General features: G+C 64.9%; 17 protein-coding genes. 7 read left to right on the top strand and 10 right to left on the bottom strand.

Annotation, left to right across the window (positions count from 1 at the left end; all coding sequences use genetic code 11):
- Positions 1–150: 150 nt before the first annotated feature.
- The gene (gene argH / locus AB4Y32_RS04435) at positions 151–1,557 is read right to left on the bottom strand and encodes an argininosuccinate lyase (RefSeq protein WP_368720162.1); all 1,407 of its coding nucleotides are present in this window, start codon (positions 1,555–1,557) and stop codon (positions 151–153) included.
- A gap of 150 nt (positions 1,558–1,707) precedes the next feature.
- On the bottom strand, positions 1,708–2,523 hold the full coding sequence (locus tag AB4Y32_RS04430) for a helix-turn-helix transcriptional regulator (RefSeq protein WP_368720161.1): 816 nt from the start codon (positions 2,521–2,523) through the stop codon (positions 1,708–1,710).
- A gap of 325 nt (positions 2,524–2,848) precedes the next feature.
- Between AB4Y32_RS04430 and AB4Y32_RS04425 the strand changes: the two genes are divergently transcribed.
- Positions 2,849–3,601 carry a class I SAM-dependent methyltransferase gene (locus AB4Y32_RS04425; protein ID WP_368720160.1) on the top strand — a complete coding sequence of 251 codons (753 nt, stop codon included), beginning with the start codon at positions 2,849–2,851 and terminating at the stop codon, positions 3,599–3,601.
- Positions 3,602–3,817: 216 nt separating this feature from the next.
- Here the strand turns inward: AB4Y32_RS04425 and ppc are convergent, their stop codons facing one another.
- A complete protein-coding gene (ppc, locus tag AB4Y32_RS04420) occupies positions 3,818–6,886 on the bottom strand; it encodes a phosphoenolpyruvate carboxylase (protein WP_368720159.1) in 3,069 nt (1,022 codons plus the stop codon).
- Positions 6,887–7,249: 363 nt separating this feature from the next.
- On the opposite strand from ppc, the gene hemC reads away from it, so the two are divergent.
- From hemC to AB4Y32_RS04405, 3 genes are read left to right on the top strand one after another with little or no spacing between them, the layout of a single operon-like run.
- Positions 7,250–8,245, top strand: coding sequence for a hydroxymethylbilane synthase (gene hemC / locus AB4Y32_RS04415; protein WP_368720158.1), 996 nt, complete (start codon positions 7,250–7,252; stop codon positions 8,243–8,245).
- Positions 8,245–10,305 (top strand): fused uroporphyrinogen-III synthase HemD/membrane protein HemX, encoded by a 2,061-nt coding sequence (hemDX, locus tag AB4Y32_RS04410; protein ID WP_368720157.1) that lies wholly within the window; start codon positions 8,245–8,247, stop codon positions 10,303–10,305. Before hemC ends, hemDX begins: the two co-directional genes overlap by 1 nt.
- 2 nt (positions 10,306–10,307) lie before the next feature.
- Positions 10,308–11,498, top strand: a complete 1,191-nt coding sequence (locus AB4Y32_RS04405) for a heme biosynthesis protein HemY (RefSeq protein ID WP_368720156.1) — start codon at positions 10,308–10,310, stop codon at positions 11,496–11,498.
- Between the two features lie 105 nt (positions 11,499–11,603).
- Here the strand turns inward: AB4Y32_RS04405 and AB4Y32_RS04400 are convergent, their stop codons facing one another.
- The 3 genes from AB4Y32_RS04400 to AB4Y32_RS04390 form a co-directional block, all read right to left on the bottom strand.
- The gene (locus tag AB4Y32_RS04400) at positions 11,604–12,923 is read right to left on the bottom strand and encodes an MFS transporter (RefSeq protein WP_368720155.1); all 1,320 of its coding nucleotides are present in this window, start codon (positions 12,921–12,923) and stop codon (positions 11,604–11,606) included.
- Positions 12,924–13,170: 247 nt separating this feature from the next.
- Positions 13,171–13,929, bottom strand: a complete 759-nt coding sequence (locus tag AB4Y32_RS04395) for an SDR family oxidoreductase (protein ID WP_368720154.1) — start codon at positions 13,927–13,929, stop codon at positions 13,171–13,173.
- 97 nt (positions 13,930–14,026) lie between these two features.
- On the bottom strand, positions 14,027–15,466 hold the full coding sequence (locus AB4Y32_RS04390) for an aldehyde dehydrogenase family protein (RefSeq protein ID WP_368720153.1): 1,440 nt from the start codon (positions 15,464–15,466) through the stop codon (positions 14,027–14,029).
- Between the two features lie 360 nt (positions 15,467–15,826).
- Between AB4Y32_RS04390 and ppa the strand changes: the two genes are divergently transcribed.
- Positions 15,827–16,354, top strand: coding sequence for an inorganic diphosphatase (gene ppa / locus AB4Y32_RS04385; RefSeq protein WP_087734441.1), 528 nt, complete (start codon positions 15,827–15,829; stop codon positions 16,352–16,354).
- Positions 16,355–16,428: 74 nt separating this feature from the next.
- On the opposite strand, the gene AB4Y32_RS04380 is transcribed toward ppa, so the two are convergent.
- The 3 genes from AB4Y32_RS04380 to AB4Y32_RS04370 all read right to left on the bottom strand — a co-directional run bounded on the left by AB4Y32_RS04380 (position 16,429) and on the right by AB4Y32_RS04370 (position 18,406).
- Complete coding sequence (locus tag AB4Y32_RS04380) at positions 16,429–16,758, bottom strand: H-NS family nucleoid-associated regulatory protein (protein ID WP_368720152.1); 330 nt, start codon at positions 16,756–16,758, stop codon at positions 16,429–16,431.
- A 157-nt stretch (positions 16,759–16,915) separates the two neighbouring features.
- A complete protein-coding gene (locus AB4Y32_RS04375; RefSeq protein WP_368720151.1) occupies positions 16,916–17,224 on the bottom strand; it encodes a GIY-YIG nuclease family protein in 309 nt (102 codons plus the stop codon).
- Positions 17,225–17,233: 9 nt separating this feature from the next.
- Positions 17,234–18,406, bottom strand: coding sequence for a GNAT family N-acetyltransferase (locus AB4Y32_RS04370; protein ID WP_368720150.1), 1,173 nt, complete (start codon positions 18,404–18,406; stop codon positions 17,234–17,236).
- A gap of 395 nt (positions 18,407–18,801) precedes the next feature.
- Here AB4Y32_RS04370 and AB4Y32_RS04365 point away from each other — a divergent pair, with 395 nt between their 5' ends.
- Positions 18,802–20,859: an NAD(+) synthase gene (locus AB4Y32_RS04365; RefSeq protein WP_368720149.1), complete on the top strand. Its 2,058-nt coding sequence runs from the start codon at positions 18,802–18,804 to the stop codon at positions 20,857–20,859.
- A gap of 132 nt (positions 20,860–20,991) precedes the next feature.
- Positions 20,992–21,330: a P-II family nitrogen regulator gene (locus AB4Y32_RS04360; RefSeq protein WP_087734445.1), complete on the top strand. Its 339-nt coding sequence runs from the start codon at positions 20,992–20,994 to the stop codon at positions 21,328–21,330.
- Positions 21,331–21,581: 251 nt separating this feature from the next.
- Here AB4Y32_RS04360 and AB4Y32_RS04355 read toward each other — a convergent pair whose 3' ends face one another.
- Entirely contained in the window at positions 21,582–22,733 is a 1,152-nt protein-coding gene (locus AB4Y32_RS04355; RefSeq protein WP_368720148.1) for a porin, read from the bottom strand.
- Between the last annotated feature and the right edge of the window lie 380 nt (positions 22,734–23,113).

Genomic DNA, 23,113 nt, shown 5'->3' with positions numbered 1-23,113 from the left:
GGAGTCCCGTGCGAGCAATTGCATCGTGATGGTATTGAATGGTGCCGGCCTTTGCTCTGCGTGGCGCGCGGTCATGAGAAACGAAAAAGGCGAATCCTCGCAAGAGAATCCGCCTTTTGGCGCACAGCATAGAGCAAACAAAAGCTGCGATCAGATCATCGCCGCCCGCGCAGCCGCAATCGCCGCACGCACCTGATCCGGCGAAGTGCCGCCAGGATGATTGCGGCTCGCCACCGAGCCCTCCAGCGTCAGATAACCGAACACATCGTCGCCGAGCAGCGACGCGACGTTCGGCAGCTCGGCCTTCATCTCATCGAGCGAAAGATCGGCGAGATCGCAGCCGCGCTGATCGCAGACGCGGACCGCGTGAGCCACCGCTTCGTGCGCGTCGCGGAACGGCAGGCCGCGCTTGACGAGATAGTCGGCGAGATCGGTTGCCGTCGAAAAGCCTTGCAGCGCAGCCGAGCGCATCGCGTCGGGCTTGACCGTGATGCCCGCGACCATCTCGGCGAAGATGCGCAAGGTATCGGCGACGGTATCGACGGTATCGAACAGCGGCTCCTTGTCTTCCTGGTTGTCCTTGTTGTACGCGAGCGGCTGGCCTTTCATCAACGTGAGCAGCGCCATCAGATGGCCGTTCACGCGCCCCGTCTTGCCGCGCGCGAGCTCGGGCACATCGGGGTTCTTCTTCTGCGGCATGATCGACGAGCCGGTGCAGAAGCGGTCGGCGATATCGATGAAGCCGACGCGCGGGCTCATCCACAGCACGAGCTCTTCCGAGAAGCGCGACACGTGCGTCATCACGAGCGCCGACGCGGCCGTGAATTCGATCGCGAAGTCACGGTCGGACACGGCGTCGAGCGAGTTCGCGCAGATCCCGTCGAAGCCGAGCGTCTTCGCGACGGCATGACGGTCGATCGGATAGCTGGTGCCCGCGAGCGCCGCTGCGCCGAGCGGCAGACGGTTCACGCGCGCGCGGCAGCCGCACATGCGCTCGGCGTCGCGCGAGAACATCTCGACGTAGGCGAGCAGGTGATGGCCGAACGTGACGGGCTGCGCGACCTGCAAGTGCGTGAAGCCCGGCATGATCGTGGCGGCGTTCTTGTCCGCGAGGTCCAGCAGCGCGACGCGCAGATCCTTCAGCAGATCGCCGATGCGGTCGATTTCGCCGCGCAGCCACAGGCGAATATCGGTCGCGACCTGGTCGTTGCGCGAGCGGCCCGTGTGCAGACGCTTGCCCGCATCGCCGATCAACGCTGTGAGGCGCGCTTCGATGTTCAGGTGCACGTCTTCGAGATCGAGTTGCCATTCGAACTCGCCGCGCTCGATTTCACCCTTGATCTGCGCCATGCCGCGCTGGATCGCCGCGAGGTCGTCGGCGCTGATGATCTTTTGCGCGGCCAGCATCGACGCGTGCGCGAGCGAGCCTTCGATGTCGACGAACGCGAGACGCTTGTCGAAGAAAACCGACGACGTATAGCGCTTGACGAGTTCCGACATCGGCTCGGAGAAGCGAGCCGACCAGGCTTCGCCTTTTTTATGCAGTTGGGACGTCATGGTGATGGGCAGTGTGCGAGGTGAAGACGCGGACGGCGCGGCATCGCTGCGCCGCCTCGGGAAGAAATCGATTTTAACACCCGCCGCGCGGCGAACCTTGCGGCGCGGCGCGACGAGCGGATCAGGCGGATAGCGTGGACGACGCGGATATCATTCTTCTCGCACGAGCACGACGAGCTTCAGGTCTTCGCGATGCGCGGGCTTGAACGTGATCTGGTTGTAGACGACATGGCCGTCGCGCGGATGGTTGAACCGGCGCTGGCCGCCTTCGCGCTCGTTGACGTCCTGCGACGCCCAGAAGCGCGCGAACGCATCGCTTGCCGCCGACAGCGAATCGATCAGCGAGCGCGTGGGCGCGTCGTTTTGATGGCGGATCGAGTCGGCGCGATATTCGGCGGCGAGGCGCCGCGCGCGGATTTCCCAGTCGACGATCAGGCTGCGCGCAACCGGCGACAGGAACGTGTAGCGCAGCAGGTTGCGGTCGTGTTCGCCGTCGAGCCAGCCGACGAACAGATCGGCCGCGGGCGTGTTCCACGCGAGCGCCGTGAACTGGCGGTCGAGCACGTAGGCCGGCGCGTTCACGAGCTGGACGGTCTTGAGCAGCATCGCGGGGGTATCGGCGGCGGCCGGGTCGGGCTCGGCGGGGTCGCGCTGGGCGGCCAGTTCGAACAGATACACGCGCTCGGCGCGCGACAACTGCAACGCGACGGCGATGCGCGCCAGCGCATCGGCCGACGCGGACACGGGCCTTCCCTGTTCGATCCACGTGTACCAAGTAGGGCTCACGCCGCACAGCTGGGCGACTTCCTCGCGACGCAGGCCGGGCGTGCGGCGGCGCGGGCCGGGCGGCAGGCCGACGGCTTGCGGCGACACGCGCTCGCGATGTGCGCGGATGAACTCGCCGAGCGCGCGGGCGGGCGATGCATCGAGGGGCGGGGCGGAATCAGCGGATGAGGGCGTGGTCATGTTGCAGACTGCGGTGGCTGGTAATTGCGATACCAGAATAATTGCTTGACTTGTACCGGTACAGGACGGGCTCTATTGTAGCGACTGGAACGGAGCATGCGAACACGCGGGCCCGTTCGGAGGACTCGAACACGAGGTTCACAGATAACCCTGAAAGGCCGTAATTGTTTGCATGGGACGGGAGCAAGGCGCTGAAACGCCAACTCCCGTCGACTACTTTGCATGGGACGGAAGTAGGGTGCTAAAGCGCCAACTTCCGTCGACTACTCTGTATGGGACGGAAGTAAGGCGCTAAAGCGCCAACTCCCGTCGACAGGAGCACACGATGAAGCATCACGATCAGGTGGCCGACGCGTTCGGCTCGACAGCGGCCGCGTATCTGACGAGCCAGGTGCACGCGACGGGCGCGGACTTGCAGGCGCTGGCGGCGGCCGTCGCCGAGACGCCGGGCGCTGCCGTGCTCGACATGGGTTGTGGGGCGGGGCACGCGAGTTTTGCCGTCGCGCCGCATGCCGGGTCCGTCGTCGCGTACGACATCGCGCCGCAGATGCTGGCCACCGTCGAGGCCGCCGCGCAGGAGCGCGGGCTGTCGAACATCCGGACCTCGCAGGGCGCGGCGGAGAAGCTGCCGTTCGCCGATGCTTCGTTCGACTGGGTGATCAGCCGGATGAGCGCGCATCACTGGCACGACGTGCCGCTGGCGCTTGCCGAAGTTCGGCGGGTGTTGAAGCGAGGCGGACGTGTGCTGTTCATCGACATCGCAGGGAGCGATCATCCGTTGCTCGATACGCATCTTCAGGCAGTCGAAGTTTTGCGCGACGCTTCGCATATCCGCAACTATCGCGTTGACGAATGGCTCGCGTTTTTCGCCGCGACTGGGTTTTCCGTGGTCGTGCGCGAGCGGTGGCGCCTGCCGATCGAGTTCGCTTCGTGGGTTGCGCGGATGAGGACGCCTGAGGCGCGTGTCATTGCGATCCGTTCTATCTGGGCTTCAGCGCCAGATGAAGTTCGAGAATATTTCGATGTGCAGGACGATGGGTCGTTCAAGCTCGATGCGTTGATGATCGAGGGGCATTGAGGTTTATGTCTGCGGCTGGTGGTTTGCCCTTATCGCGGGCATCCGCGTATGCGGTTTGTTTTGTTTTTTATGGCTTGCTGCCGGCATCCGCGATGCGAGGCGCTAACGCGGATGCCCGCGCGGGGCAAGGCGAACCACAAAAGACGCCGTCGCAGACAAAAAAGAAAAAAGCGGCGAATCAAAAAAGACCCGCCGCCCGAAGGGCAAAAAAAGCAATTAACCAGTATTTCTCAACCCAGCCGCAATTCCGTTGATCGTCAAATGAATCCCGCGCCGAACGCGCAGGTTCGTATCCCCGCCGCGGTGCCGCTTCAACAGTTCCACCTGCAGGTGATTCAGCGGATCGAGATAAGGGAACCGGTTCTTGATCGAGCGCGCGAGCAACGGATTATCGGAAAGCCGTTCCTTCCTGCCCGTGATCTCGGAGAGCGCACTCGACGTCCGCTCCCACTCGGCGACGATGCGCTCGAACACATGCTTGCGCAGCTTCTTGTCGGTGACGAGCGCGGCATAGCGCGACGCCACAGCGAGGTCCGTCTTCGCGAGCACCATGTCCATGTTGGACAGCAGGGTAGAGAAGAACGGCCACGTCTTGTGCATCTTGCGCAGCAGGTTCAACCGGCGCTCACGCTCCACATTCGAGTCCGACGCGTCGAGCCATCCCGCCACGGCGCTGCCGAAGCCATACCAGCCCGTCAGCAGCAACCGGCACTGGCCCCATGAAAAGCCCCACGGAATCGCGCGCAGATCCTCGATCTTGCGTTGCTTCGGGTCCTGCAGCTTGCGCGACGCCGGCCGGCTGCCGATGTTCAGCTCGGCGATCTCCGAGATCGGCGTCGACGAGAAGAAATAATCGGTGAAGCCCGGCGTTTCATAGACGAGCGCACGGTACGACGCCATCGCCGCGTCGGAGAGGGTCTGCATCGTCTCCTCGAAGTCGGGCAGTTGCGCGGGCGCATTGCCGTGCGGCAGCAGCGAGGCTTCGAGCGTCGCGGCGACAACCGTTTCCAGATTGCGCCGGCCGATCTCGGGGTTGCCGAACTTGCTCGCGATCACTTCGCCCTGTTCCGTCAAGCGGATCTGGCCGTCGACGGTGCCCGGCGGCTGCGACAGGATCGCCTGATACGTCGGGCCGCCGCCGCGTCCGACCGTGCCGCCACGACCATGGAACAGACGCATCGTGATGTTGCGCTCGTTGAAGAGCGACACGAGCGCGAGTTCCGCGCGATACAGCTCCCAGTTCGACGTGAGGAAGCCGCCGTCCTTGTTGCTGTCCGAATAGCCGAGCATCACTTCCTGCTCTTTACCCTGGTTCTCGATGATGGCATCGATGCCCGGCAGCGCGAGCAGGTCGCGCATGATGTGCGAAGCGTTGCGCAGGTCGGGAATCGTCTCGAAGAGCGGGATCACCATCAGGCCGGCGCGCGCCGGATCGACGGGGTTGCCGAGCGAGCCTTGCAGCAGTCCCGCTTCCTTCTGCAGCAACATCACTTCGACGAGATCGCTCACCGTCTCCGTGTGCGAAATGATGTAGTTGCGCACCGCGCGCGCGCCGAACTTCTCGCGCGTCACGCGCGCCTGTTCGAGCACGCCCAGTTCGCTCTTCACGAGATCCGAGTATTCGACATACGGCGAGCGCAACAGGCGCGGCTGCGACAGTTCCGCGAGCAGCACGCGCAGCTTGTCCGCTTCGGGCAGCGCCGCGTAATCGCTTTCGACACCCGCGCGGCGCAGCAGCTCGGCGATCACCGCTTCGTGAATGTCGGAGCTTTGGCGCAGATCGATGCTCGCGAGATGGAAGCCGAACACTTCGGCCGCGCGCGTCAACGGCGACAGGCGCGGCGTCGCGAGCGACGCGCCGTGATGCTCGGCGAGCGACTCGATCAGCACGTGCAGATCGCGCACGAACTCGGACGAGTCGCCATACGGGATCGCGCGAATCTTCGGCACGCCGGGGCCCGCGCTGCGCACGGGCACGACGCCTTCGCCGAGTCGCACGCGCGCGCTCGCCGCAAGACGCGTGTAGATGCCGATCAGCGCGCGCCGGTACGGCTCGTCGGTGCGGTGCGGCGAGTGGTCGGGCGAGGCGTCCGCGAGTGCCTTCACGCTTTCGCTTGCGCCCGCCAGCAGGTTCGACACCGACAGCTCCGCACCGAGCTTGTGCACCTGCTCCAGGTAGTGCTCGAAGATCACCGCAGCCTGGCGCGTGATCGCGTTTTCGAGTGTCTCGCCCGTGACGTTCGGATTGCCGTCGCGATCGCCGCCGATCCAGCTGCCCATCTGGAAGAAGGACGGCAGGCGCGCGTCGAGGCCGTGCTCGACCAGTGCTTCTTCGATATCGGCGTAGAGCGCAGGAATCTCTTCGAGGAACGTCGCGCGGTAATACGACAGCGCGTTCTCGATTTCATCGGCGACGGTCAGGCGCGAATCGCGCAGCATGCGCGTCTGCCACAGCGACGTCACGCGCGCGCGCAGCAGCGAGTCGTTTTGCAGGCTCTCGCGCGCCGTCAACGGCTGGTCGCGTTCGGCGAGCAGCCGCGCGATGTCGTGCTGCGCGTCGAGGATGCTCTTGCGCTGCACTTCCGTCGGGTGCGCCGTCAGCACGGGGACGATCAGCGCGTCGTTGAAGAACTGCTGCAAAACGGGCGTCGCGGCCGCGTTCGCTTCGACGAGACGGTCGAGCGCGTGCGCGACCGTGCCCGGCTGCGACGTCGAGCCGGCCAGATCGTGAATGCGGTGCCGGCGGTTGCGATGGCGGTCTTCGGCGATGTTCGCGAGATGCGAGAAATAGCTGAACGCGCGCACCACGCTCACAGTCTGTTCGGGCGACAGCGCGCGCAGTTTCTTTTCGAGCGTCTGCGCGGCGACGCTGTCGTCCTCGCGGCGAAACCGCACCGCGTGCTGGCGAATCGTCTCGACCACGTCGAACACCTCGTCGCCTTCCTGCTCGCGCACCACGTCGCCGAGCAGCCGCCCCAGATAGCGGATGTCCTCGAAGAGCGGCTGGTCCTTGTCCTCGCGCGTGCGGGCGTTGTCTTTTAACGGCGCGGCCTCCCGCTTGCTGGCGCTGTTGTTCCTGCTTCGTTTCGACAGGCTGTCGGCGGCCGCTTTGGCCGCTTTGGTCTTCGTGGATTTGCCGGTTTTGCCGGATTCGAGGGCCTGTGTTGCTTTCAGGGCCTTGGTGGCCTTGACAGCCTTGACGGCGGAAGCGGCCGACGCGGTGTTTGCGGCGTCGGGCGAGGCAGTGTTGCGGCGGGCAGGGCGCGCCGATCCGGAAGACGTCACGATGTTTCCTCAGGAAAGCCAGGGTCTAAAGAATGTGGACTGCAACTTCGGTTACTGCGGGGAACTGCGCTAAAGCCTGTCAACGATGCGGCGCGCGATGGAGGAAGGGCCGGTTGCGCGTGCTGCGCCGCATTGGATGATCGCGCATGCGGCGCATCGACGCTCGAACGACCGTGCTCGGGCTTCTGGCGGCCACGCAAGTCACGAATCGATACGGCTCATCGGGTAGTCCGCGCCGACACCGTGCGCGGACCAGTCTCCTCCGTCGAACTGCTTCGGCTTGGCCGTGCGGCCAGCGAGAGGTTGCCGAAGCGCGTGCTAACATTGTTTGTTATCACATCCCGTCGTTCAATGACTCAAACAATGAATTCCGAGACGCTTGCGCTCACGCCGCCCACTACGCTCGTCATCGCGTCGCGGGAAAGCCGCCTGGCGATGTGGCAGGCCGAGCACGTGCGGTGTGCGCTGCACAAATTATATCCATCTTGTGACGTAAAAATCCTCGGAATGACGACACGCGGCGATCAGATTCTCGATCGCACGCTGTCGAAGGTTGGCGGCAAGGGGCTGTTCGTGAAGGAGCTGGAGAACGCGCTCGCCGACGGCCGCGCCGATCTCGCCGTTCATTCGCTGAAAGACGTGCCGATGGAACTGCCCGAAGGCTTCGCGCTGTCCACCATCATGGAGCGCGAAGACCCGCGCGATGCTTTCGTCTCGAACCAGTACGACACGCTCGCCGCGCTGCCGCCCGGCAGCGTGGTCGGCACGTCGAGCCTGCGCCGCGAAGCGATGCTCCGTACGCGCTATCCGGAACTCGTCGTGAAGCCATTGCGCGGCAATCTCGATACGCGCCTCGCCAAGCTCGATCGCGGCGACTACGCGGCCATCATTCTCGCCGCCGCTGGGCTGAAGCGTCTCGGTCTCGCCGGGCGCATCCGTTCGCTGCTCGATCCCGCCGACAGTCTGCCCGCCGCGGGCCAGGGCGCGCTCGGCATCGAGATTCGCGCGGACCGCGCGGACCTCGCTGCGTGGCTCGCGCCGCTGCATCACGAGCACACGGCCGCCGCCATCGAAGCGGAGCGCATGGTGTCGCGCGCGCTCGGCGGCAGCTGCGAAGTGCCGCTCGCGGCCTACGCGACGTGGCGCGACGGCGCGCTGCATCTGCGCGGCATCGTCGCGACGCCGGACGGGAAGCGCGTGCTCTCCGCACAGGCGTCGGCGCCCGCGCCGACCACGGGCGCCGCGCTCGAACTCGGCCGCGAAGTCGCGAGCCAGCTCGAAGCGCAAGGCGCGATGGACATCGTCCGCGCGCTCAGCACGGCGAGCGGGCCGACGGCTGGTCCGGCGAATGCCCCGTGATGGCGGCCGGTTCGAACCCGACATCCGCTGATTCCCCGTCGACGGACGGCGCCGGCCCGTCGCGCACGACGGGCGCGCACCTGAGCGTCGTGCTGACGAGGCCGGCGGGACAGTCCGATGCGCTCGCCAAAGTGCTGCACGACGCGGGTGTCGCGACCGTCGAATTTCCGCTGATCGAAATCGCGCCCGCCGACGACGAAGGCCCGCTGCGCGCGGCGCTCGCGTCGCTCGACCGATACGCGCTCGTCGTGTTCGTGTCGCCGAACGCCGTCGATTACGCGTTCGCGCGCCATGACGCGATCTGGCCGCATGCGCTGCCCGTCGGCGTCGTCGGTCCGGGCAGCGTCGCGGCGCTCGCGAAGCACGGCGTCGAAGCGCCCGCATACACGGTGGTCAGCCCTAGTGCCAGCGCCGACGACAACGACGGCGCGCGATTCGACTCGGAAGCGCTGTACGCGGCGCTCGAAGCGTCGCTCGGCGAGAACGCCTTCGAAGGCAAGCGCGTGCTGATCGTGCGCGGCGACGGCGGCCGCGAGTGGCTCGCCGACCGTTTGCGCGAAGCGGGCGCCGAAGTCGAGACCGTCGCGGCTTACCGGCGGCTCGTGCCCGAGCCGTCGATCGGCGCGTGGTCGCGCATCCATGCGCTGCTATCGGGCGAATCGAAGACGCCGCACGCGTGGCTGGTCACGAGTTCCGAAGGCGTGCGCAATCTCGGCGAACTCGCACACGACCATCTGACCGTCAGCGAGCAGGCGCAACTGAAACGCGCGATGTTCGTCGCGCCCCATCCGCGCATCGCGGAAACCGCGCGGGGATTGGGTTTTGATAGCATTACGGTGTCCGGTGCGGGCGATGAACGTATCGCGCGCACGCTGTTGTCCCTCGCTGTTCCTTCCGAAGTTCAACCGGTCCAGTCCAACCCGGCACAAGAACGCATGACTGATACCAACGCATCCACGAATCCCACGCCCAACTCCGCGCCGCGGCCCGCCACCACGCTGCCGCCGAATCAGCCCTTTACGCCTTATGAAATGCAGCAACCGAAACGCGGCAAGGGCACGGGGCTGCTCTGGGTCGTCATCGCGCTGGTGCTCATCGTGGCGGTGTCGGGCGGCCTTGCGCTGAACCGCAGGGTGATCAAGCTCGACCAGCAGTTGTCGCATCGGCAGCAGGCCAATGACGCATCGACGGCCGAGCTGCGCGTGAAGACGGAGCAGGCCGTCGCGACCGTGCAGGCCGCCAACGTGCAGATCGCGCAGCTCGAAGGCAAGCTCGCCGATGCGCAGAACTCGCAACAGGCGCTGCAGCAGCAATACGCGGATCTCGCGCGCAACCGCGACGACTGGACGATGGCCGAAGTCGGCCAGATGCTGTCGAGTGCCAGCGAGCAGTTGCAGCTGACGGGCAATACGCAGCTCGCGCTCTTCGCGCTGCAAAGTGCCGACACGCGCCTCGCCGCCTCGGATGGCGCGCAGGTGCTGGCCGTGCGCAAGGCGATCGCGCAGGACATCGACAAGCTGAAGTCCGCGCCTTCGACCGATCTGACGGGCCTCGCGATCAAGCTCGACAACGCGATCGACCAGGTCGACCAGCTGCCGCTTTCCGGCGAGGCGCCCATCGCGCACGCGACGCCGCATGCGGCCGAGCCGAAGGACGTCGACCGCGTCGCGGCCGCCACCGGCGAGCCGAAGTGGAAAGTATGGTGGAACCAGTTCGTGACGGGCGTCGGCCAGCAACTGACCAGTCTCGTGCAGGTGCGCCGCCTCGATCACGCCGATACGATGCTCGTGTCGCCGGATCAGGGCTACTTCCTGCGGGAGAACCTGAAGCTGCGTCTGCTGTCGGCGCGACTGGCGCTGCTCGCACGCAACCAGACCACGCTCAAGTCCGATCTCAACGCCGCGGATGAGGCGCTCGCGCGCTACTTCGATGCATCGTCGAAGAAAGTGCAGACCGCGCGCGATCTCGTGAAGGAGGTCGACCAGGGCTCGGGGGCCGTCGAAGTGCCGAACCTGAATACGAGCCTGCAGGCCGTGCATCAATACCGGAACCGGGGTTAATCATGGCGCTGCGTGGACTTCTCTGGCTCGCTTTCCTGTTCGCGATCGCCGTCGTGCTCGCGCTCGTCGGGCGCTTCGACACCGGCCAGGTGTTGCTCGTCTATCCGCCATATCGCGTCGATATTTCGTTGAATCTGTTTGTCGTCGGCCTGATCGTCACGTTCATCGTGATGTATGTGCTGCTTCGCATCGTGCGCAATATCTGGGGCATGCCGCGGCGTGTGGCCGCGTACCGCGCGCGTCAGCGTGTCGCGAAGGCGCATTCGGCGTTGCGCGACGCAATCGCGAATCTGTATGCGGGGCGTTTCTCGCGCGCCGAAAAGGCCGCGCGCGATTCGCTCGCGAATCCCGACAACAAGGGCGCGGCGGGCCTGATCGCGGCGAACGCCGCGCACCGGATGCACGAGTACGCGCGCCGCGACGAATATCTCGCGCAGATCGATGCGGCCGACTGGCAGGATGCGCGTCTGATGGCGACGGCCGACATGCGCGCCGATGGCCGCGACGCCGATGGCGCGCTGCACGCGCTCACCGAAATGCAGTCGCAGGGCGGCCGCCGCATTCACGCACAGCAGATCGCGTTGCGCGCGCAGCAGCAGTTGAAGAACTGGGGCGAAGTGCTGAAGCTCGTGAAGACGCTCGAAAAGCGCGAGGCGATTCATCCCGCCGTGGCCGTGCGTCTGCGTCAGCTGGCGGCGGAAAACCTGTTGCGCGATCGCCGGCACAATGCCGATGCGCTGCTCGAACTGTGGCATTCGCTGACGCCGACGGAGCGCCATTCGCCGCGCCTCGCCGATCTCGCGGCCGATCTGCTGGTCGCGCTAAACCGTCCGCAGGAGGCGCGCAAGATCGTCGAGGACGCGCTCGCGCAAAACTGGGACGCGCGCCTGTTGCGCCGCTATCCGGATACGACGGGCGGCGACGCGCTGCCGCTGATCCAGAAGGCAGAAGGCTGGCGCAAGGAGCGCCCCGACGATGCCGACCTGCTGTTCACGCTGGGCCGTCTGTGCCTGCATCAGCAGCTGTGGGGGAAGGCGCAATCGTTCCTCGAACAGGCGCTGAAGCAAGCCGACAACGAGACGCTCAAGATCCGCTCGCACCGTGCGCTCGCGCGTCTGCACGAGCAACTGGGCGATGCGTCGAAGGCGAGCGAGCACTATCGGGAGAGCGCGCTGGCGATGAATATCGTCTGATGCGCTGAACGGCTCGGGCTGCAGATAACGCAGATAAAAAACCCTCGGTGACGGTCAGGTCACCGAGGGTTTTTTCTTGCTTGAAGCTGTGAGGGCGGTGCGCGCCTACTTGTTCACGAGCCTCGCCGGCACGCTGATCGCGAGCAGTCCGCCGAGAATCATGAACGCGGCGAGCATGTACATGCCCGAGTCGGTGGTGGAGGTGATCTGCTTGAGCCAGCCCACTGCGTACGGGCTCAGGAAGCCCGCGAGATTGCCGATCGAATTGATCATCGCGATGCCGGCCGCCGCGCCCGTGCCCGCGAGGAAGGAAGTCGGCAAGCTCCAGAAGAGCGGCAGCGTCGTGATGATGCCCATCGTCGCGAGCGTGAGCGCGGCCATCGCGAGCGTCGTGTCGTGCGCCCACACGACGGACAGCACGAGGCCGAGCGCGCCCGCGAATCCCGGCAGCGCGACGTGCCAGCGGCGCTCGCGCGTGCGGTCGGCGCTGCGCGCGACGAGCACCATCGCGATCACGGCGGCGGCGAACGGAATCGCCGAAAGCAGGCCGATCATGAACGCATCGGTGACGCCCGTCGACTTGATGATGGTCGGCAGCCAGAAGCTCACGCCGTACAGGCCCATCACGAACGAGAAGTAGATCAGGCTCATCAGCAGCACGCGCGGGCTCATCATCACCTTGCCGATCGAGTGATCCTCTTTCGTTGCCTCTTCGACAGCGATATTGCGCTCGAGCAGTTCGCGCTCCTGGTCCGTCAGCCACTTCGCCTTCGAGATGCGGTCGTCGAGCACGACGAACACCAGAATGCCGACGATCACCGACGGTATGCCTTCGAGCAGGAACAGCCACTGCCAGCCATGCCAGCCGTTCGCACCATTGAACGCCTTCAGGATGTAGCCCGAGATCGGCCCGCCGACGACGCCCGAAATCGCGATGGCCGTCATGAACCAGGTCGTCATGCGGCCGCGCCGGTGCGCCGGATACCAGTAGGTCAGATACAGGATGATGCCGGGGAAGAAGCCCGCTTCCGCCAGACCGAGCAAAAAGCGCATCGCATAGAACATGGTGGGCGTGGTGACGAACATCGTCAGCATCGAGATGATGCCCCACGACACCATGATCCGCGCGATCCACACCCGCGCGCCGACGCGATGCAGGATGATGTTGCTCGGCACTTCGAAGATGAAATAGCCGATGAAGAAGATGCCCGCGCCGAAGCCGTAGACAGCGTCGGAAAGGCCCAGGTCGGTGCTCATGCCGAGTTTCGCGAAGCCGACGTTCACGCGATCCAGATACGCGACGACATAGCTGAGCATCAGAAGCGGCGTCAGACGCCAGGCGACTTTCCTATAGGTCGCCTCTTCGAAAGTGGAAGGCGGCGCGTCTGCGCCGGGACGGTGAAGCGGATTCGCAGGACTGGACACGCGTGTCTCCTATCGACCATCGTTAGCGCTTTCGCGCCTTATGCTGGTCCTATGTGAAGCTCGTTATTGTGGAAATGACGTACCGCCGTTCGCGATTCTAAACGTTCAACGCGCGCTGAAAAGACGCTTGACGTCGGGGAATACACTGACTTTTTAATGGCTAGCGCGCATCATGCAGTGCGGCGCACGCGCAGCCGCGCCGGCACATGGCAGGAACGACCGGCGCCCACGCACACCGCACGTGCCGCTACACGCAGCGTCCGCCGTCCACTTCGAGACACACGCCCGTGATGAACTCCGCTTCGTCCGACGCGAGATAAAGCGCCGCATTCGCGATGTCCTGCGGCGTCGAGAAGCGGCCGAGCGGAATCCCCGCCAGGAACTTCTGCCGGTTCTCCGGCGTGTCTTCGACGCCCATGAACTCCGTCAGCAGTCCCGTCTCGCCGATCACCGGATTCACGCAGTTCACGCGAATGCGGTCCGGCCCGAGCTCGACGGCAAGCGCCTTGCTCGCGACGATCACGGCGCCCTTGCTGCCGTTGTACCAGACGAGCCCGGGGCGCGGCCGCACGCCCGCCGTCGACGCGATATTGACGAACACGCCGCCGCCTTGCTCGCGGAAGTACGGGACGAATTCGCGCACGCTCCAGTAGATGCTCTTCACGTTGACGGCGTACACGCGGTCGAACTCAGCTTCCGTCACGTCGAGCACCGGCTTGTTCCGATGCGTGGTGCCCGCGTTGTTGACGACGATCTGCACGCTGCCGAAGTCTTCGATGGCGGCGGCGCGCAACGCGCTCCAGTCGTCCGCGCGCGTGACGTCGCCCGCGACGGCAATTGCCTTGCCGCCCGCCAGCGCGATCTCGCTCGCGACGCGCTCGGCCGCCGGGCCGTTCAGATCGTTGACGACGACGTTCGCGCCTTCGCGCGCATAAGTCTTCGCGATGCCTTCTCCAAAGCCCGAGCCGCCGCCTGTGACGATGGCCGTTTTGCCGGTCAGCCGCATGATGTCTCCTCTGTCGATGGGAGTCAGGGCTGAGGCCCTTGCCCCCGTTCCATGAAAGATGGTTGCTGTCGTTGTGCGAATCGTTTGGGGTTATGTGTCAGCCGTGCCTGATCGCGACGGTCTTCAGCACCGTGAAGCCATACAGCGCTTCGAAGCCTTTCTCGCGGCCATGGCCCGAATGCTTGACGCCGCCGAACGGCAGCTCGACGCCGCCGCCCGCGCCATAGTTGTTGATGAACACCTGCCCCGAGCGCACGCGTCTTGCGATGCGCAGCTGGCGTGCGCCGTCGCGCGTCCAGATGCCCGCGACAAGCCCGTACTGCGTGCCGTTGGCCAGCGCGAGCGCTTCGCTTTCGTCGGCGAACGGCAGGGCGGCGAGCACCGGGCCGAACACTTCTTCGCGCGCGAGCCGGTGCGTGGGAGGCACATCGCGCAGCAAGGTTGGCGCCTGATAGAAGCCGTCTTCCGGCGCTTCCGCGATCACTTCGCCGTGCGCCGCCATCGGGATGCCGTCGTGCTGCGCGTCCGACAGGAAGTCCCATACGCGGCGCTGTTGCTTCGCGTTGATCAGCGGACCGCAGTCGAGATCCGCGTGCGCCGGGCCGACGCGCAGCTCGCTGAACGCCGTCGCGAGCCGTTCGAGCAGCGGCTCGTAGATGCTACGCTCGATCAGCACGCGGCTGCCCGCCGAGCAGGTCTGCCCGGCGTTCTGCACGATTGCGTTGACGAGCGTGGGCAGCGCGGCGTCGAGGTCGGCATCCGCGAAGACGATTTGCGGCGACTTGCCGCCCAGCTCAAGCGTGACGGGCACGTGGTTTTCGGCGGCCATCTGCGTGACGAGCTTGCCCGTTTCGGGCGAGCCGGTGAACGAAATGTGGTCGATGCCGGGATGGCGCGCGAGTGCCGCGCCTGCTTCGTGTCCGTAGCCCGTGACGACGTTGAGCGCGCCCGCCGGCAGGCCTGCTTCGGCCGCGAGTTCGGCGACGCGCAGCACTGAGAGGCACGCGTCCTCTGCGGGCTTCACGACGCACGCGTTCCCCGCAGCAAGCGCCGCGCCCACGCTGCGCCCGAAGATCTGCATCGGATAGTTCCACGGCACGATATGGCCCGTGACGCCGTGCGGCTCGCGGATCGTGAAGACGGTGTACCCGTTCTGGTAGGGCAGCGTTTCGCCGTGCAGCTTGTCGGCGGCGCCCGCATAGAACTCGAAGTAGCGCGCGAGCGCGGCCGCGTCGCCGCGCGCCTGCTTGAGCGGCTTGCCCGTGTCGCGCGCCTCGATCTGCGCCAGTTCTTCGTGACAGGCGGCGACGAGCATCGACAGCCGGTACAGCAGACGGCCGCGCTCGGCTGCGCTGGCGGCGCCCCAAGCGCCGTCGTACGCGCGGCGCGCGGATTCGACGGCGGTATCGATGTCGGCGGCCGTGCCGCGCGCGAGCGTCGCGAACGGCTGGCCGTCGGAGGGATCGACGACGGGGATCGCTTCTCCGCCCGATGACGCGGCCCATTCGCCGCCGATGAAGTGCTTCGCTTCTTCCACGCATGCTCCTTGCCTGAGGCGACAGAGGACGATCAACGAAAAAAAACGGACAGCGGACGGCGATTGCGCCGCCCGCACATGACGGGCGCAACGGAACCGTCGATAAGGACTGGCAACCTGCGCGATGCGCGGCGACTAGAGACGGACGCCGGCAAAGGATGCCGGCACAGGGGACACCCCAGCTAACGGAAGCCACCAGACGTACGGCGATTATCGCGCCGATCGCTCCGAGGGTGTCATTGACCGATTGGCTATAATGGCGCATTCCGCAGTGTCCGGGTTGCGGCGCCGCGTTCCGTATCGCGAACGCAGCGCGCGCCGCGCGCCATCTTTCACATTTCATCCTGATCAGAGAGCGCCATGAGCTTCAATCACGTCCCCCCTGGTAAAGACCTCCCGCAAGACTTCAACGTCATCATCGAAATTCCGGCGCAAAGCGATCCGGTGAAGTACGAGGCCGACAAGGAACTGGGCATGCTCGTCGTCGATCGCTTCATCGGCACGGGCATGCGTTATCCCGCGAACTATGGCTTCATTCCGCAGACGCTGTCGGGCGACGGCGACCCTGTCGACGTGCTGGTGATCACGCCGTTCCCGCTGCTGGCGGGTTCCGTGGTGCGCGCACGCGCGCTCGGCATGTTGCAGATGACGGACGAATCGGGCGTCGACGCGAAGCTGATCGCCGTGCCGCACGACAAGATCTGCCCGATGACGGCGGACCTGAAGTCGATCGACGACGTGCCGCAATACCTGAAGGATCAGATCAAGCACTTCTTCGAGCAATACAAGGCGCTCGAGAAGGGCAAGTGGGTGAAGGTCGAAGGCTGGGCGGGCGTCGATGCCGCCCACAAGGAAATCAGCGAAGGCGTCGCGAACTACAAGAAGTAATCGGAACGCTGAAAGTCTGCCGGCAAAACGCTCCTTCGGGAGCGTTTTGTTTTTGGGGCAGCGCCGCCGCGCCCTTATTGCGGGCGCACTGTCGCGAGCCGCGTGCCGGCGAACGGGTCCTGGCGCCAGTCGACGGTCGGGTGTGCCGCCCGTTTGGACCGCGTGGCGCGCTTCTCGACAGCGAAGTGCTCCATCGACTGACCGGCGCTGACGGCCTGGCTCAGCCACTGCGGCAGATTCCCTTTACCGTCCCACGTATCGCCGGAAGCGCTGCGAAAACGCGCCGATTTCTGGCGCGTGCGCTCTTCGGCGAGTGCAGCCGCGAGATCGGTGATCTTGATGCCGACCTGCGCCATGCGGCGGCGCAGATACGCAATCATGCTGTCACGCTTACGCTCGTCCATTTGCTTTCCCCTTGAGGTTCCTGCCAGGTAAACGCACTGCGTCGATGTGGATTCGGTGTGGGGAAGTATGCTGTCGGGCAAGTGGTGCGTCGAGGTGCGATTGTTGAAAACACTGTTGCTGCGCGGACAACGGCGCGGCGCGGATCACGAGTACGGATCAGGCTTCCTCGGGGTCCTGCGCCTCTGCTTCGCTCAGCGCGGGCAGCACGGATTCGAGCGTCCGCGCGCCTGACGCCAGCTCCCGCTTCTGCGCGGGCGCGAGCTGCTTGACGCGGTACTCGGCCCGCAAGGCGCTCGACCGGTCGGCGAGTTCGAACGACGCGAGCAGGCGCATGGGCTTGCGCGAGCGCGTATAGCGCGCGCCCGTGCCGTTGCAGTGCTTGTCGAAGCGCGCCGCGACGTCGGTGGCGATGCCCGTGTAGACGCTGCCGTCCGAGCATTCGATCAGATACAGAAACCACGGCATTGCGCGCGCCTAGTCCTTGAACGGGTTGTGTTCGCGCAGTTCGTCGACGTACGCGTGGATGTGATTCTTCTCGCTGTCGAGAAACCGCGCGACGGCATCCGAGAACGCCGGATGCGCGAGCCAGTGCGCCGAGCGCGTGACGGTCGGCATGAAGCCGCGCGCCATCTTGTGCTCGCCCTGTGCGCCGCCTTCGAACACGCCGAGCTTCTGCTCGATGCAGAATTCGAGCGGCTGATAGTACGCGGTCTCGAAGTGCAGGCAGGGCACGTGTTCGAGCGCGCCCCAGTAGCGTCCGTAGAGCGTGCCGCCCGCGTTCGCGCCGTCGCGCTGATAGACGACGAGCGAACTCGCAATCGGCTTGCCCTCGTATTCGGCGATTACCAGCATCAGATTTTCGGGCATCGACGCGCCGATCATCCGGAAGAAGTCGAGATTCAGATACGGACTCGAAAAGTGCTCGCGGTACGTCTGCCGATAGCACTTGCTGAAGAAGCGCCATTCGACGTCTGTAATGTCTTCGCCGAGCACGCGGCGAAACGTGATGCCCGCGTCGCGCACCTTGCGGCGTTCGGCGCGGATGTTCTTGCGCTTCTTCTGTTCGAGCGACGACAGGAACTCGTCGAAATCGCGGTAGTCTTCGTTGATCCAGTGGAACTGCACGCCCTCGCGCTGCATCATGCCGAGGTCCGTCAGCACCTGCGCTTCCGTTTCGGTGGGAAAAAGCACATGCAGCGACGACACGTCGGCCTGCTCGGCGAACGCGACCAGCGTGGCGGCGAGATGGCGCAGCGCGTGCTCGTCGGCGGCGATCAGGCGCGTGCCCTGCACGGGCGTGAACGGCACCGCGCACAGCAGCTTCGGATAGTAGGGCAGGCCGTTGCGCTTGTACGCGTCGGCCCATGCCCAGTCGAACACATACTCGCCGTACGAGTGGCCTTTCGCATAGACGGGCGCGGCCGCGGCCAGCTTGCCCGTGCGCGGATCGGTCAGCGTGACGAACTGCGGCGCCCAGCCCGTATCGGCGACGGCGCATTGCGTCGCGTGCAGCGCGCTCAGGAATTCGTGGCGCAAGAAAGGCGTCGGTTGCGCCTGCTGGCTGAGCAGTGCGTTCCACTCGGCGGCATCCACTTCGAGCGGCGAAGCGAGGATGCCCGCGCGGTAATCAAAACGTTCCTGGTTCAATCTGTTCGACCGTTGGCGATACTGTTGGCGCGCTCGCGTAGGCTCGCGGCCCGACAGGACGGGGTGACGCCGATAAGCGGATGCTGCGCGCGCGTGGTGCCGGTTCGCCTCGATGCAACCTCGATGCAACGACGACTCGTGACAAGGCGCTACGCCAGCGCGGCGCGACGAACGGCCATGTTAATGCAAATGCGTGCGCGAAGTGCGCGGCGTGGTCTCCGAGACGGGCGCGGCGATTCCGCGAAGGCTTGCGCGCACGCGACCGAGACCTGGAATGCGCTTACCGCTTATCATCTACGCTGTTCGATAGCCGCCGTTTCGCGCGTGACCGCCTGTCGCCCGATCGGTCCGATCCGTTCGATTCGCCGACACACGCGCCCGAAGGAATCTCTGACATGAAAGGCAATTTCTTTAACCTGTATTCGCATCGGTTTGCGCGCGTCGCGGTCGGCGTGCCGCGCTGCCGGGTGGCCGACCCCGCCTTCAACGCCGACGAGACGCTCAAGCTCGCGCGCGAAGCCGCCGCGAAGGGCGCGGCGCTCGTCGCGTTTCCCGAGCTCGGCTTGCCCGCCTATACCTGCGACGATCTCTTTCATCAGGGCGCGCTGCTCGATGCGTGCAAGACAGCGCTGGCAAAGATCGTCGACGCATCGAAGAAGCTATCCGCCGCGCTGATCGTCGGCATGCCGCTTCAGGTCGACCACAGCCTGTTCAACTGCGCGGTGGTCGTCGCGCGCGGCGCCGTGCTCGGCGCGGTGCCGAAGAGCTATCTGCCGAACTACGGCGAGTTCTACGAAGCGCGCCAGTACACGCCCGCCGACAGCGCCGTCGCGCGAGAGATCGAGCTGCTCGGCCAGCGCGTGCCGTTCGGCGCGTCGCTGCTGTTCGAGCTGACGGACGTGCCCGACTTCCGCTTTCACGTCGAGATCTGCGAGGACGTGTGGGTGCCCGTTCCGCCGTCGTCGTTCGCGGCGCTCGCGGGCGCGACGGTGCTCGTGAATCTGTCGGCGTCGAACATCGTGGTCGGCAAGTCGGGCTACCGGCATCAGCTCGTCGGCCAGCAGTCGGCGCGCTGTCTCGCGGCGTATCTGTACACGTCGGCGGGCCGCGGCGAATCGTCGACCGACATGGCGTGGGACGGCCAGGCGTTGATCTTCGAAAACGGCGAGGTGCTCGCCGAGTCCGAGCGCTTTCTCGACGACTCGCACCTGATCTTCGCGGACGTCGATCTCGAGCGCCTCTCGCACGAACGCATGCGGCAGACGACCTTCGGCATGTCGGTGCAGCGTCACAAGGAAGAGGTGGCGAAGTTCCGGATCGTGCGCTTCGCGATCGATCACGATACGTCGCGCGCATTGCCGATCGAGCGCAAGGTCGAGCGCTTCCCGTACGTTCCCGCCGATACGCGCCGCCGCGACGAACGCTGCAACGAGGTCTACAACATCCAGGTGCAGGCGCTCGTGCAGCGGCTGTCGGCGTCGAATATCCAGAAGGTCGTGATCGGCGTGTCGGGCGGGCTCGATTCGACGCATGCGCTGCTCGTCTGCGCGAAGGCAATGGATCGTCTGAAGCTGCCGCGCACGAACATCATCGGCGTGACGATGCCGGGCTTCGCGACCAGCGACCGCACGCTGAAGCAGGCGCGCGAGCTGATGGAGGTGATCGGCTGCACGTCGATGGAAATCGACATCCGGCCAAGCTGCGAGCAGATGCTGAAGGACCTCGGCCATCCGTATTCGGCGGGCGAGGCGAAGTACGACATCACGTTCGAGAACGTGCAGGCGGGCGAGCGCACGAACCACCTGTTCCGCCTCGCCAATTTCCACAACGGCATCGTGATCGGCACGGGCGATCTGAGCGAACTGGCACTCGGCTGGTGCACGTATGGCGTCGGCGATCACATGTCGCACTACAGCGTGAACGCCAGCGTGCCGAAGACGCTGATCACGCACCTCGTGCGATGGGTCGCGGAGACGGGCGCGATCGGCAAGAGCGGCTCCGGCACGCTGCTCAACATTCTCGCCACCGAGATCAGCCCGGAACTGGTGCCCGGCAAGGCGGCGGGCGCCATCGAGCAGAAGACCGAGTCCTTCATCGGGCCCTACGAGTTGCAGGACTTCAACCTGTATTACATCCTGCGCTATGGCTTCGCGCCTTCGAAGGTGGCGTACCTCGCGCTGCACGCATGGCGCGACAAGGACAAGGGCGGCTGGCCGGAAGGCGCGCACGTCGCGCGCAACGAGTACGACCTCGCCGCGATCAAGCGCAATCTCGGCATCTTTTTGTGGCGCTTCTTCAAGACGAGCCAGTTCAAGCGGAGCTGCGTGCCGAACGCGCCGAAGGTGGGCTCGGGCGGATCGCTGTCGCCACGCGGCGACTGGCGCGCGCCGAGCGACTCGGAGGCAACAGTCTGGACCGATGATCTCGCAACGGTTCCGGATAAAGCCGCCTGAAGACCGTCCTTATCAGCCGTCGCGTGCACGCCGCAGCGCGCGCGGCGGCGTGCCCATGCTGGCAACGTGTGCGGCGCGGCGTAGAATCTACGCATCTGAACCTTCCTTTTTCGAACCGAGACGAGGCCTGCCATGAAACGCATCACCGCCATCATCAAACCGTTCAAGCTCGACGAAGTCCGCGAAGCGCTCGCCGAAGTCGGCCTGACGGGGCTGACCGTCACCGAGGTCAAAGGCTTCGGCCGTCAGAAAGGACACACCGAGCTCTATCGCGGCGCTGAATATGTGGTCGATTTTCTGCCGAAAGTGAAGATCGAAGTCGTGGTCGCGAACAACCAGACCGATCAGGTGATCGATGCGATCATCGGCGCGGCGCGCACGGGCAAGATCGGCGACGGCAAGATCTTTGTCGCGGATGTCGAGCGCGTGATCCGCATTCGCACGGGTGAGGAGAACGAAGCGGCCGTGTAAGCCGTATCGCGCGTGTCACGCATCGGTGGCGTCGCGCATCGCGTTGGACCACGCGCCGGCGTTGCACTGCGCCGGTGCTTCGATGCACGAGCAGAGTGCCTTGAATTGGGGCTTTGAACTTCGGCTTTGAACTTCGCCGTCTGCGCAAATAAAAAAAGGTGCGACACCCTTTCGGACATCGCACCGATACGCGCCTCTCGCAGCAGCGTGAAAACTGTTTCCGTTAAAGCTCTTTTGTCTGCACCGTTCGATTAGAACGAGTGCTGGATACCTGCATACACGCCCGACTGGCTGTGACCCGGCAGCGGGTTGTCGGTTGCGACTGCCGTACCCGCGTTGTTTGCGTTCAGGCCGTAGTTAGCCGCTTTGCTGTTCTGGACCGTTGCAATCTGGATGTCCAGCAGCGTGCGCTTCGACAGGTTGTACGAGCCGCCGATCGTGTAGATCGTCGCATTGCCCGCACCGTTGTTGCCGTTCACGTGGTAGACGGCTGCGATCAGTGCCGCTGCCGGCGTTGCTTGCCACGTAACGCCGCCCCATTCGTGGTCGAGCGTGGTCGGCTGGCCCGGCAGGACGCCTGTTGCACCCGACGTGCGGATAGCCTGGTACGCAGCCTGAACCTTGAACTGGCCGAGGAACACGTTCACGAGGGCCGAGTATTCGCGCGATGCCGAGAACACGCCGCCTGCTACGTTAGCCGTGTTGATCAGACCCGTTTGCGGGCCGTACAGCAGGCCGTTGCCCGGGTTGCGGATTTCGTCATAGAGACCGCGAACCTGGAACAGCGAAGAGGTGTAGGTGATCTGCGCACCGGCTTCGCGGCCTTGCGGCGTCGTGCCGTTACCGTTCCAGTTCGTCGCGTTCGACAGCGCGTACTGGCCGTAGAAGTCAAAGCCTGCGATCTTCGGCGACTGGTAAGCAACGTTGTTGCTCGATTGCGGCCAGTTGCGGCCACGCACCAGCGATGCCGACGACCAGTTCGACTGACCAAACGGATCGAAGTCCCACACGCCGTTCGAGATGAACAGCATGCGGCCCATCGTGAACGTACCGTATTGGCCGTTCGCGAAGCCGACCGTCGCCCAACGATTGAAGAGACCGCCGCCGCCGGGGCCTGCGCCCGTCATCGTGTTGAACGAGCCTTCCAACTGGAACACGGCCTTGGTGCCGCCGCCCAAATCTTCAGCGCCCTTCAAGCCCCACAGGCTCGTACCCCAGTCGCCGCTTTCTGCGCGGAAGCGGTGCGTGCTGCTCTGCGCGGCACCCGCTGCGTTAGGGTTCGTCGGCACACCCGACATGTACTCCAGGCCAGCGTCCAGACGCCCGTACAGCGTCACGCTGCTCTGTGCGTGTGCTGCAACGCCGAAAGTCAGCAGCGCTGCGGCAGCCAAAGCTTTCTTCATCTTCTCCTCCATACCCTGTCAAAAAGTAAAGCCAGTACTGCGAGTGGTGCCCGGACGCCAGCGGCGCCGAGCAGGAATCCCTTTCAGGGAGATGGGCGGGTGATCGGTTGTTTTGTCGATGCAGCTTCGAGGCTGTCTGATCGTCACGCCGATCTCTCTCGCGACCGGTATCTCCTGTATGTTCGTTTTGAAGTGAAACTACTTTTCTTGAACTTTGTTTTGCTACTTTCGTTACTAATTTAGCAAAATACCCCTCGGTTGGCGAATAAATTAGCGATGCTCGGTAAAGATGTCTCTAAATTGCAATACCACTGTGAGACAAGTGGCGTGCGAAGGGCGTCGAATCGGGCTCCAGGCCTTGTCCGACAAGGGAAGCACGG

Source organism: Paraburkholderia phymatum, assembly GCF_040965635.1.
Taxonomy (GTDB): Bacteria; Pseudomonadota; Gammaproteobacteria; order Burkholderiales; family Burkholderiaceae; genus Paraburkholderia; species Paraburkholderia phymatum_B.
The sequence above is the reverse complement of the archived record's forward strand: the minus strand, read 5'-3'. Positions and strand labels throughout refer to the sequence as shown.